At 42.5% G+C, this 12,925-nt stretch carries 5 protein-coding genes and 5 pseudogenes; 8 read left to right on the top strand and 2 right to left on the bottom strand.

Going from position 1 to position 12,925, the window contains the following annotated elements:
- Nucleotides 1–124: 124 nt before the first annotated feature.
- The 3 genes and pseudogenes from CWI32_RS14825 to lldD form a co-directional block, all read left to right on the top strand.
- Nucleotides 125–1,090 (top strand): annotated as a pseudogene (locus tag CWI32_RS14825) (lactate permease LctP family transporter); the annotation flags it as partial.
- Nucleotides 1,091–1,107: 17 nt separating this feature from the next.
- Nucleotides 1,108–1,851, top strand: coding sequence for a transcriptional regulator LldR (gene lldR / locus CWI32_RS14820; RefSeq protein ID WP_100535630.1), 744 nt, complete (start codon nucleotides 1,108–1,110; stop codon nucleotides 1,849–1,851).
- 3 nt (nucleotides 1,852–1,854) lie between these two features.
- Nucleotides 1,855–3,000 (top strand): FMN-dependent L-lactate dehydrogenase LldD, encoded by a 1,146-nt coding sequence (gene lldD, locus CWI32_RS14815; RefSeq protein ID WP_004282143.1) that lies wholly within the window; start codon nucleotides 1,855–1,857, stop codon nucleotides 2,998–3,000.
- 353 nt (nucleotides 3,001–3,353) lie between these two features.
- Here the strand turns inward: lldD and CWI32_RS14810 are convergent.
- A pseudogene (locus CWI32_RS14810) lies at nucleotides 3,354–3,452 on the bottom strand (VF530 family DNA-binding protein); the annotation flags it as partial.
- 116 nt (nucleotides 3,453–3,568) lie between these two features.
- Here CWI32_RS14810 and CWI32_RS15580 point away from each other — a divergent pair.
- The 4 genes and pseudogenes from CWI32_RS15580 to CWI32_RS14795 all read left to right on the top strand — a co-directional run.
- Nucleotides 3,569–3,925: pseudogene (locus CWI32_RS15580) on the top strand (PTS mannitol transporter subunit IIA); the annotation flags it as partial.
- 261 nt (nucleotides 3,926–4,186) lie between these two features.
- A pseudogene (ptsP, locus tag CWI32_RS14805) lies at nucleotides 4,187–6,433 on the top strand (phosphoenolpyruvate--protein phosphotransferase); the annotation flags it as partial.
- A 6-nt stretch (nucleotides 6,434–6,439) separates the two neighbouring features.
- A complete protein-coding gene (pfkB, locus tag CWI32_RS14800; protein WP_004282140.1) occupies nucleotides 6,440–7,372 on the top strand; it encodes a 1-phosphofructokinase in 933 nt (310 codons plus the stop codon).
- Nucleotides 7,373–7,376: 4 nt separating this feature from the next.
- Nucleotides 7,377–9,059, top strand: coding sequence for a fructose-specific PTS transporter subunit EIIC (locus CWI32_RS14795; protein ID WP_004733119.1), 1,683 nt, complete (start codon nucleotides 7,377–7,379; stop codon nucleotides 9,057–9,059).
- 29 nt (nucleotides 9,060–9,088) lie between these two features.
- On the opposite strand, the pseudogene CWI32_RS14790 reads toward CWI32_RS14795, so the two are convergent.
- Nucleotides 9,089–9,325, bottom strand: a pseudogene (locus tag CWI32_RS14790) (hypothetical protein); the annotation flags it as partial.
- 247 nt (nucleotides 9,326–9,572) lie between these two features.
- Here CWI32_RS14790 and CWI32_RS14785 point away from each other — a divergent pair.
- A complete protein-coding gene (locus CWI32_RS14785; RefSeq protein WP_005093800.1) occupies nucleotides 9,573–12,920 on the top strand; it encodes a DEAD/DEAH box helicase in 3,348 nt (1,115 codons plus the stop codon).
- The last annotated feature ends 5 nt before the right edge of the window (nucleotides 12,921–12,925 follow it).

Genomic DNA, 12,925 nt, shown 5'->3' with positions numbered 1-12,925 from the left:
CGGTTAGCACAATTAAAGTACGCCAATAATAAATGAGAAGTGTTTTCATTTGCAACTACTAATCATGCCTTTCACTGACTTTTTTTGCATCAAAACAAAAAAGGCACACTAAAAGTATGCCTTATCTTTTTCTTTAGCGCAATATCTAACATCAAATTTTGTTGGGCCTGAGTTACCCGATATCACTGCTGCAATTGCATCATTAATCAGTTTAACTATCTTACTTAAGTATTGGAAACCAAAACATATTTTTCTTTTTGAGGACAAAAATATACAGGTAGATGAAACTATTATCAAGCAAGCTCGTAAACAATATAGTGTGGCACAGATAGCCAAAGCCTGGTCTCCATTTCTGATACTTACAGCAATGGTGACGATCTGGAGCATCAAACCTTTTAAAGATTTATTTGTTAAGGACGGCCCATTAAGTGATTTAGTAGTTTCAATTAAAGTGCCGTATTTGCATCAATTGATTCAAAAGCTACCACCTGTCGTGCCTGAAATTAAAGATTATGATGCGATTTATAAGTTTGATTGGTTATCAGCAACGGGTACGGCGATTATATTGGCGGCATTGATCACGATTATTTATTTAAACATGAAACCTAAAGAGGCAGTTTCGACATTCTTTGAAACCGTGAATGAACTAAAAACCCCAATTTATTCGATTGGTATGGTACTGGCTTTTGCATTCATTGCAAACTATTCAGGTCTGTCAGCAACGCTTGCTTTAGCACTGGCACATACGGGTCAGGCTTTCACCTTCTTCTCACCATTCTTGGGTTGGGTTGGAGTGTTTCTTACAGGTTCAGATACTTCAGCTAACGCATTGTTTTCAGCGTTACAAGCAACTACAGCACAGCAAATCGGTGTGCCTGAAGTCTTGTTAGTTGCTGCCAATACCAGTGGTGGAGTAACAGGTAAGATGATTTCCCCTCAATCAATCGCGATTGCTTGTGCAGCAGTGGGTTTAGTTGGTAAAGAATCTGATTTATTTAGATTTACAGTAAAACACAGCATTATCTTTACGGTGATGATTGGTATTATTGTGACCTTACAAGCTTATGTTTTCCCGTGGATGATTCCGTAAACGGGTCAAGGAAAAAAATGAAAGTCTCCGACAAAGTGGTACAGCGTTTACGTCTGTTGATTGAAAAAAATAATGTGCAAGTCGGAGAGCGATTGCCTGCTGAACGCCAACTCTGTGAACAGTTAGGTGTGTCTCGTAGCTCTTTACGTGAGGCGATTCAACAACTGATTACCGCAGGGATTATTCAGAGCAAAGCGGGTGCAGGCACCTATTTAAAGCAGTTGCCTGCACATTGGTCACAGTATCAAATCGTTGAGCCATTATCCGGTTTGATGGATCAGGATCCTGAATATCGTTTTGATGTACAAGAAGCTCGTATGGTGCTTGAAGGTGGTACAGCATGGTATGCCGCACAACGTGCCACACCCAGTGATTTGATCAATATTCGTCAATGTTTTGAGCAGATTAGCCATTTTCAGGCTTTAGGTGATGATGCCCACGCAGCAATAGCGGATGCGAATTTTCATCTGGCGATTGCAGAAGCATCCCACAATCTAGTGCTGATCCAAATGATGCGTAGTTTGTTTGATTTATTGCAAGACAACGTGATGTTAGGGCGACGTAAAGTTTACACCACACCACAACATTTTGAACAATTGTATGACCAGCATTTTGAGGTGATGGACGCAATTGAACGTCAAGACTCAGAGACTGCACGTAAGGCAGCTTGTGGGCATATTGAATTTGTTGTTCAACGCGTACGTATGATCGATGAAGAAGAAGCTCGTCGTCAACGTTCGAGTCGATTAAATAGGACATAAGTTATGATTATTTCTTCTGCAAATGACTATCGTGAAGCTGCGAAACGTCGTTTACCGCCATTTTTATTTGAATACATCGATGGTGGTGCCTATGCGGAATATACTTTAAAGCGTAATGTAGACGATTTATCAAAAATCGCTTTACGTCAACGTGTGTTAAATGACATGTCTGAGCTGAGCTTAGAAACGCAATTGTTTGGTGAAAATTTGGCGTTGCCAGTGGCATTGTCACCTGTAGGTCTAACGGGTATGTATGCGCGTCGTGGTGAAGTTCAAGCCGCGGTTGCCGCAGATAAAAAGGGCATTCCATTTACCTTATCAACAGTTTCAGTTTGTCCAATTGAAGAAGTGGCACCTGCGATTCAACGTCCGATGTGGTTTCAACTGTATGTACTACGTGACCGTGGTTTTATGAAAAATGCCTTGGAACGTGCTAAAGCCGCAGGCTGTTCTACCTTAGTATTCACAGTCGATATGCCTGTTCCAGGTGCGCGTTATCGTGATGCACATTCAGGAATGAGTGGTAAAAATGCTGCAATACGTCGTTATATGCAATCGTGTATGCACCCACACTGGGCTTGGAATGTCGGTTTATTGGGTCGTCCGCATGATTTGGGTAACATTTCGAAATATTTAGGTAAGCCGACAGGTCTGGAAGATTATATCGGTTGGCTGGGAAATAACTTTGACCCTTCAATTTCTTGGAAAGATCTTGAGTGGATTCGTGATTATTGGGAGGGTCCCATGGTTATTAAGGGGATTTTAGATCCTGAGGATGCCAAGGATGCGGTACGTTTCGGAGCAGATGGAATTGTGGTCTCCAATCACGGTGGTCGTCAGCTTGATGGTGTTTTGTCTTCTGCTCGTGCGCTTCCTTCAATTGCAAGTGCGGTCAAAGGTGACATCAAAATTTTAGCAGATTCAGGGATTCGTAACGGTCTTGATGTGGTACGTATGTTGGCTATGGGTGCAGATATTTGCATGCTTGGTCGTGCATTTGTATACGCACTTGGTGCTGCCGGCGGTTCTGGGGTAAGTAATTTACTAGATTTGATTGAGAAAGAAATGCGTGTGGCAATGACATTGACTGGTGCAAGAACCATTGCAGATATTACATCGGATTGCCTGGTCAAGCTAGAGAAAGAGTAAGCGATTTAATTACTCACATTACTAAGGCTTTGCCAACTTTCCTTTGAAAAAAGAGATTTTTATCTGAATAATTTGGGTAAACAAAGCTTCCTTTTGAAAAAAACCAACCTTGGCAAGAGTCACCGACATAAAATACACTAAATAACATAATTGGTACGTTAATAAACTCTATATATAACAGTTATATAGAGTTTTTATTTTGTGTGACGTAATTTAAGGTGGGGTCGGATACTTTGATTTTTGGTCACTAATTTATTGTGATAATCAACAATAATAACCAACATACATATGCTTAATCTAAGGGTATTTTACTGACTGGTATAATTTTATGATGAGAGGGGTGTTGCCTGAGGTTACGGTTTCTGTTTGGCCTTTTGGCGTAAGACGTACAAATATAAGCTTTCTACTTTTTCACGTGCCCATGGTGTGGTACGCAAGAATCGTAATGATGATCATGAAGATAAAATCAAAAAATACAGATTTTTGTGTAAATCCTGAGTAGAATTCGACTTATTTTTTCTGCAGTAAAAAAGCATCTTCTCACTATGCTGCTTTGCAAGGACGTTTTATGCTCGCGCTAGATATACAACATGTTCGAATGAAACAACACGCCACTGATAAGGCACAAGCGTTGCAATGTCTAGTCGATATCTTGGTCGAAGACCAATTGGTTACACCTGATTATATTCATGGGTTGACCGTGCGCGAACAACAAAGTGCAACGTATTTAGGGCAAGGAATTGCCATTCCGCATGGGACGCCTCAGTCTCGCCAATGTATTTTAAAAACTGGTATTCGTCTGGCACACTTTCCTGAAGGAGTTGTTTGGGACGGTGAAAATAAAATTTATTTAGCAGTGGTGATTGCTGCGAAATCAGATGAGCATTTGCAAGTCTTACAAATTTTGACGCGAGCTTTAATTAATGATGTCGCTGATCAAGTGAAACAGGCTCAATCTGCAGAGCAAATTATTTCATTATTACAAGCCCAACCCGCATCTTTGGCATTGCATGAAAATTTAATCGCCACCCAAGTTCCCGCACTTGATGTAGAAGATTTAATTTGGCAGGCAACACAGTTGCTGAAACAGCAAAAAATGGTGGAGTGTGGTTTTCTGTCGGGTTTAAATCTAAACAGCATGATTCATTTAGGGGAGGCGGTCTGGTCGATCACTTCTAACCAGCATGTTTTGAGCCCAGCTGTAAGTTTGGTAAAAGCGGAACAGGTTTTAAGCCATCAGCAGGAAATGCTCAAGACTTTGGTGTGTATTGCCAGTAATGAGCAACTGGATATGCAACGGTTTCAACGGTTAATGGATATTTTGTTTGATACTGAACAAGTTCATACCCTCAACCAAGAGCAAGATAGTCACCAATTGGCGCAGTTAATTGGTGCTGAACTGATTCCTGATTGGCCATCTCGTCGTATTGTCTTAGCTAACGCTCATGGTCTACATGCGCGTCCCGCGACACACTTGGTCAATATGACCAAGAAATTTGCAGGGGATATTCTCGTTGCTGTAGATGAGGGGGCTTACGTTTCGGCAAAAAGTTTAACCAAATTATTAGCCATGGGATGCCGTCGTGGTCAAACTCTGACTTTTATTGCACAACCTGATACCGATGCTGTAGCAGGCTTAGAACAGATTATTGATGCAGTTCAACAGGGCTTAGGAGAAGAGGTTGAAGCTGTTGACCTTGTATCTCATCAGCATAGCAGTAGTGACCCAGTCGTAAATACTTTGGAATTAATGCCTTTTGAATCACATGGCGATACGGGTAGCTGCGGTATTGCTGCATCAACTGGCCTTGCTTTTGGTCCTGCACATGTGGTGAAGCCACGTGAATTTAGTTATGAACGTCGCGGACAGAGCTTTAAAGCTGAGAATGAAAAGCTTGAAATTGCGCTTCATCAGGTGAAAAATAGCTTACGTCAATTCATTGCACATACTGAATCTACTGCCATTAAACAGATATTCATGGCACATTTGGAAATGCTGGATGATCCAGACCTCCTCCAAAGTGTACAACGCGGTTTAAAACAAGGGTTGTCTGCTGCTGCAGCTTGGCATGATCATATTGAAGTAGCTGCTACCGCACAGGCTGCACTTAGCGATCGTTTACTGGCAGAGCGTGCGGCTGATTTAAGGGATATTGGTGAGCGTGTTTTGGCTGCTTTGTGTGGTGTGGCCGATGTCACAGAACCCGAGCAACCTTATATTTTAATTATGCATGATGTTGGTCCGAGTGATGTAGCGCGTCTGAATAAAGATCGTGTTGCAGGCATTTTGACCGCGGTTGGTGGAGCGAGTGCCCATAGCGCCATTGTGGCACGTGCTCTGGCTATTCCAGCAGTCGTAGGTGCAGGTGTAGCTGTTTTAAATATTGAGAACCATGCCACCGTGCTAATTAATGGGGATACTGGGGAGTATGTGGTCTCACCCGAGCAAAATCAGATTGATCATGCCATTGCAGAGCGCCAACGCCAGCGTGAGTTGCGAGAACAAGCGGAACAGCATTGTTTAGAACCTGCCATCACACTGGATCAACATCAAGTTGAAATCGCAGCCAATATTGGCAAAGTGGGCGCTACGATACAGGCTGTGGCCGATGGGGCAGAAGCAATTGGTTTGCTACGCACAGAATTGGTCTTTATGTCACACAGCAGTGCGCCTGATGAGGCTACACAGGAAGCCGATTATCGGGTGGTGTTAGATGCTTTGGCAGGTCGTCCATTGGTGGTACGTACACTTGATGTGGGCGGGGACAAACCTTTGCCGTATTTGCCTATTGAAAAGGAAGAAAATCCATTCTTGGGCTTACGTGGTATTCGTCTGACTTTACGTAAGCCAGAGTTGTTACGTCAGCAATTGGTTGCTTTACTTAAAGCAGCGGATAATCGCCCATTAAGAATTATGTTTCCGATGATTGGGCGGGTTGAAGAATGGCGAGCAGCAAAAGCAATTTTGGATGAGGTTCGCATACAGCATCCATGTGAAAACTTACAAGTCGGTATTATGATTGAGGTTCCTGCGGCAGCATTGTTGGCTCCAATTCTTGCTCAAGAAGTTGATTTTTTTAGTATTGGAACCAATGACTTGACTCAATATACTCTGGCGATTGACCGTGGTCATCCACTGTTGTCTGCTGAAGCTGATGGCTTACATCCGAGTATTTTGCTATTGATTGATCAAACTGTTCGGGCAGCACATCAGCATGGTAAATGGGTGGGCATTTGTGGTGAATTGGCTGCTGATCCAAAAGCTGTGCCTGTATTGATAGGCTTGGGCGTGGATGAGTTGAGTATGTCGAGTACCAGTATTCCATTGGTGAAGGCGCAAATTCGTGGTTTGAACTATATAAATTGCAAACAGGTCGCACAGCAAGCCTTAAGTTGTGACAGTGCGTCTGCCGTACGTGCATTGGTGGAGTAATTACGAATGGCTAAGATATTAAGCATTACTCTGAATCCTGCAATTGACCTCACCGTGCAATTGGATCAACTAAAAGTTGGCGAGGTCAATCGTCAGTTAACGGCCCAAAGCCATGCAGCAGGTAAAGGCTTAAACGTGGCACAGGTCCTTAAGGATTTGGGACATGAACTGATTGTGAGTGGCTTTTTGGGGCAAGAAAACCGTCAAATTTTTGACCATCATATCCAGCAAGAGCAATTTGATAACCAATTTATTTATGTTGCAGGTGAAACACGACAAAACATTAAAGTTGCAGAAGCTTCTGGTCAGATGACTGACATCAATGGCAAGGGCTTTTTTGTAGATACCTCAGCAAAACAACAACTATGTGAACGTTTATCTCAACTGATTTTAGAGGTTGATGTGATTGTGATTGCTGGCAGTTTGCCACAAGGGTTTTCTGCAGAAGAGCTTTCGACACTGATTTTATGGTTACAGTCTGCGGGTAAAAAAGTCGCAGTAGATACCAGTGGTGTTGCGTTGAAAGCAGCAATTGCTGCCCATCCTTGGTTGATTAAGCCTAATACAGATGAGTTGACGGAAACTTACCATTTGCCAGCAGAAACGTTTGCAGAACAGCAGCATCTTTTTGCCAGTTTAAATAGTCAGATCGAACATATTGTGGTCTCGATGGGTGAAAACGGGGTGAACTGGCTTCACCGCACGCACCCCCTGCATGCTACTGCACCGAAGGTCACCGTCCAAAGTACTGTGGGTGCGGGAGATTCTTTGCTGGCAGGTATGATTCATGGGTTGTTGAGTTCAACTTCCCCAGAAGAAACATTGAAAACAGCAACCGCAATTGCGAGCAATGCTGTGACCCAAATTGGGTTTGCCCTTCCAGACTTTGCTGTTATTGAAGATTTGAAATCGCAAATCTCAGTCCAATCATTGAGTTAATACGATGCCAGAGATAAAACATATTTTATTTGTGCCACATAGTCCCGAGCAGCCGATTAATGCAGTGATTTTGTCCAAAAAACTGTCCAAAGCAGCGACAGCACTTGGTATTTCCAATCATGTGGCGACATCAGTCGAGCATCTCGATTTATCAAATGTTATTGATACGGTTGTTTTTGTAGGACAGAAGTCGGCAGAAGCGGATCAACTGCGTGACAAGGTTGTGAAAGTCATTGGTTTGAATAACGCACAACACGATGCGATCATGCTTTTGCAACAAGTTCTTGAGCATTCAGATGCTTTAGATGAAACTATTGCAGCCAATGTAGGGGTTACACGGTTTGTCGCCATTACAGCATGTCCAACTGGTGTTGCGCATACGTTTATGGCGGCCGAAGCCTTACAACAAGGTGCAGTAAAGTACGGTTATCAGATTGATGTTGAAACCCAAGGATCGGTTGGGGCTAAAAATGTTTTATCGGCAGAAAGTATTGCCAAAGCAGATGTCGTGATCTTAGCAACGGATATTGAGGTCAATACAGATCGCTTTGTAGGCAAACGTGTATATCGCTGCAGTACAGGATTTGCTCTTAAGCAAACGGATAAGACTTTTGCAAATGCAATTGCTGAAGCCAAAGTGCTTGAAACGGGTAAGCAAACAGCCACTAAGACAGAAAATGAAAACAAAGAAAAAACTGGAATTTATAAACACCTTTTAACAGGGGTGTCTTTCATGCTGCCGATGGTGGTGGCGGGCGGTTTGATCATTGCCATCTCGTTTATGTTTGGCCTCAACCCTGTTGAAGGAAGCTTTGCCGCATCCTTAAAGCAAATAGGTGCTGCAGCATTTACTCTTATGGTACCTATGCTGGCAGGTTACATTGCTTATTCTATTGCGGATCGTCCGGGTTTAACTCCAGGTTTGATTGGCGGTTTACTTGCAACACAATTAGAGGCAGGCTTTCTCGGTGGATTAGTTGCAGGTTTTATTGCAGGTTATATTGCGTTATTTTTATCGAAACAGCTTAAACTCCCAAGTAGCCTAGAAGCATTAAAACCAATTTTGATTATTCCACTATTAGCGAGTTTAGCTGTTGGTTTAATCATGATTTATGTGGTTGGACAGCCTGTTGCACAATTGTTTGAATTACTCACACACTTCCTTGCCAATATGGGGACGACCAATGCCATGATCATGGGGATTATCCTTGGGAGTATGATGTGTATTGATGTTGGGGGGCCAATAAATAAAGCGGCTTATGCCTTTACGGTGGGCTTACTTACGTCACAAACATACGGACCGATGGCGATTACCATGGCTGCGGGTATGGTACCGCCATTGGGTATGGCAATTGCAACTTTTCTGGCAAAGCATAAATTTGCCAAACCTGAGCAAGATGCAGGGAAGGCTGCTGTAGTTCTGGGCCTATGTTTCATTTCGGAAGGGGCTATTCCGTTTGCTGCCAAAGACCCGATTCGAGTGCTTCCATGCGCGATCGCAGGTGGTGCTGTAACTGGGGCTTTGGTTGCATTATTTAAATGTGAACTAGTCACTCCTCATGGCGGTGTAATGGTACTGATCATTCCGAATGCGATGAATTATCCATTAAAATATTTATTGGCGATTGCGATTGGAAGTGTGGTGACTGGTGTAGCTTATGCCGTGATAAAACAACGGTTAGAGTAAGCCCTTCATAGAAGCTTTGTGAAGGCTATTTAGTGCAATAAATGAATATTATGCTCAATCCTATTTTGGATCAGTTGGAGAGTCTCTGCTTGAATTTGTCCAGGTAATAGGTCATGAGCGATATTGCTGAATCGGATTGCAACCTTACAAATCGAGCCAATAATTTCATCGACTTCTTGGACACAAAGTTCCGCTTCCTGAGTACCAAGTTTCACAAGAGCTTGTCGAGGAATATTCAGTGCCTCACCCATGATATCCATTTGATGTGCAGGAAAGTTCTAAACCTTTACTGATCGCTTCTGCACTGTATTCAAAGGCGATTAATGGCCGACCTGTGATTGCGGTTGAGGAGACCAATGTACCCCAAAGCCAATATTCACCCCATCCATTGTAGTAAACATTAAGTTTTTGAGCATGGATTTATTTCCTTTTGATACGTTGGCGAGCACTACTGTTCTGAAATGACAGCTTTGTCCGTTATAATTGTATAAACATTTTTGGTTTCTGGTAATTATGTCCTCATTGATCAATTTTCTATCTCGCTTTAGTACTGCAACTCTTCAGCGCAGTCTGAGCTATGCTAAACACATTGATAGAGAAACAATTGAGTTCTTTGAAGAAAATGATGATGTCACGATGTATGCTCAAATTGAAGGGACAGATTATTACGATACCGCGATTACCTATAATCTTAAAAAAGACCGTTTAATCGATGACGACTGCACTTGTCCGGTTGGATATAACTGTAAACATGCTGCTGCTTTAGCGCGATTATTCTTTCAAGAATATCGTCAGGAATTTCAACAGCGTTATGCTGAATCTCAATCCTCGCAGGGAATCGCAAAACGCCAACGGGGGGATGATCAGGCGCAGCGCTGGTTGAATGATTTTAAACGGTATTTACAACAGACTGAACCAGAGCAATCTGTCAAAACAAACAATTATTTAATTTACCTGCTAGATCAGTCTGTCAGCTTAAAGAAATTGACAGTTGATGTTCAGAAGGCCAGACGCAATAAAAACGGCTCAATTGCGGGGGAAAGTTATTATACCCAATATGAAAATATCACCAGAAAGCATCTGACTTTACCTGAACAAAAACGACAATTATTTAACCAGATTTATTATTATGCCAAAATAAACAGTGACGAACGCTTTTATCAAAGCAATCTTGATATCTCCAGAATTTTATTGGAACATTTCAAATCTTTTATTCAAAGTGGCGATGTGTACTGGCAAAAAAAGAGCCATACTGCACTTCAATGGTCAGAACAAGGCTATCACATCGAACTGATCTGGCAACAAGGTGTAAACAAACAGACAGAGCATTTAAACATTGAATTGGTCAATGGTGATATTCGACTCGATTTGAAATCAAATCCACATATTCAGATTCTCGCGAGCCATCCCCCATGTTATGTGGATATTCAACAGAACACGGTGGGCCAGTTATATGGTGAATATACGGCAAATCTTCTGTACCATTTTTTACAGATGCCTGATCTTCCATCTATGCTCTTGCCAGAGTTTGAGAAACTGACTCATCAATATTCAGACGTGAAAAATCTGCCTCAGCCCGAGTCTATTCAGCATATTGATGTCCTTGAGGGAAGTCCCCAGCCAATTTTACGCTTCGGTGTTTTAGATAAATTTGATTGGAAATGGGAAGAGTCTGTTTGTGCCGAAATTGAATTCTCCTATGTAGGCGGACGAATAAAAGCAGGTACATCAGGTGACAGTTTTATTGGTGAGCAGCATGGCAAAATGGTGCGACAGCTTCGGGACTTAGTTCAGGAACAACAGTCAATCCAGCGTTTACAGCTATTGGTCGAATCACTGAAGTGGGTGAAAGATCTTAATTATTACCAGCAATTAAAACTGGATAAACAACGTCTTGATTCTATGGTTTTTGCGTTCTATGGAGACTGGATCAAACAGCTGATGCCCATCAATCAAATTGAATTGATTGGATGGCAGATAGAGCATCTGGAACACAGCCCATTTAAGCTGCAATATGTTGAAAATTTAAATATTTCCATCACTGAATCTGAAAGCCAACAAGACTGGTTCAATATCGGGGCGACCGTTCAGGACAGTGCAGGCAATAGCTATGATTTACTCGATGCACTTGTGGCTTTGGTGAAAGAACAGCCTGATTTACTTGATCCACGGATTTTTGGTCATCTGAATGACAGTCAAATTTTCACCCTGAAAACTGCAGCGGATCAACCAGATTTGGCTTTATCCGCAAAGGACATTAAGCCGGTATTGTTGCATCTGCAGAGCATTTTACAGCAAGAAGAGCGTAGCATAGATCGCTATGATGCGAGTCAACTATTAGAATTACAGCATCATCTGGGGATGGTGTGGCAGGTCAGTAATCGCCTGCAGCAATTTGCGCAGAAATTCAAACAAGGCTATCAGCAACAACTGCCGACACCACAAGGTTTTCAGGGGGAATTACGTCCATACCAGCAGCAGGGCCTAGGCTGGTTACAGTTTTTAAGGGAAACCCAGCATGGCGGGATTCTGGCGGATGATATGGGTTTGGGTAAAACAGCACAAACTTTAGCCCACTTACTCATGGAAAAGCAGGCTGGTCATTTGCAGGACAGACCCGCCTTAATTGTTGCACCCACATCGCTGATGCATAACTGGTTCAAAGAAGCGGAAAAATTTACCCCTGAGCTCAAGGTACTGCTGCTACAAGGCCCCGACCGCCATCAGTATTTTGAGCAGATTTCACACTATGACATTGTGTTAACCACCTACCCGCTCTTGGCGAGAGATGAAGAGCAACTGAAGCAATATGAATATCATCAACTCATTCTGGATGAAGCGCAGAATATTAAAAATCCGCGTGCCAAAGCTGCACAGGTAGTACGGCAATTAACAGCGCGACATCGTCTATGTCTAACTGGTACACCTATGGAAAATCATTTGGGTGAGCTGTGGGCACTATTTTATTTTCTAATGCCAGGATTTTTATATTCACAAGAAATCTTTAATAAAAAGTACCGCTATCCTATTGAAAAACGCGGCGATCAGCAGTTAAGGCAAAAGTTGGTAAACCGCATTAAACCCTTTATTTTACGTCGCTTGAAAACTGACGTTGCCAAGGAATTGCCTGAAAAAACCACGATTGAAGTCAATATTGACATGAATGAGCAGCAATCCAAGCTATATGAGGCTGTTCGCGCCACGATGCAGGCAAATATTCAGAAAATTGTGGCAGAAAAAGGCTTTAAGCGTAGTCAAATCCAAATTTTAGATGCCTTGCTGAAGCTGCGTCAGGTCTGTTGTCATCCTAGCTTGCTGAAACTGGATTCAGTTAAAACCGGGCAGGCGTATTCTGCCAAACTTGAACAGTTGATGGATATGGTTGTTCCAATGGTGGAAGAGGGACGAAAAATTCTTATTTTCTCTCAGTTTACCTCAATGTTGGAACTGATTGAACAACAGCTCTATCACGCAGAAATTGGCTATGTGAAGCTGACTGGAAAGACCAAAAAGCGAGATGAAGTCATTACAGCATTTCAGTCTGGACAAGTGCCAGTATTTTTAATCAGTCTGAAAGCAGGAGGGGTCGGTCTGAATCTAACTGCCGCAGATACGGTCATTCACTATGATCCATGGTGGAACCCTGCTGCTGAAGATCAAGCTTCAGATCGTGCATGGCGGATTGGACAGGACAAGCCGGTATTTGTGTATAAGCTGATTACCAATAAAAGCATAGAAGAAAAAATTATTGCCTTGCAGCAGAATAAAGCAGAACTGGCACAGTCTATTCTAAGCACAGATCATGAGGGAGAAGCGAAACTGACGGAAAATGATGTGATGAAATTGTTTGAGAAATTTTAGCTTGG

This window comes from Acinetobacter pseudolwoffii, from assembly GCF_002803605.1.
GTDB lineage: Bacteria > Pseudomonadota > Gammaproteobacteria > Pseudomonadales > Moraxellaceae > Acinetobacter > Acinetobacter pseudolwoffii.
Note: the sequence above shows the minus strand (reverse complement) of the source record. Positions and strands in the feature narration are given on the sequence as shown.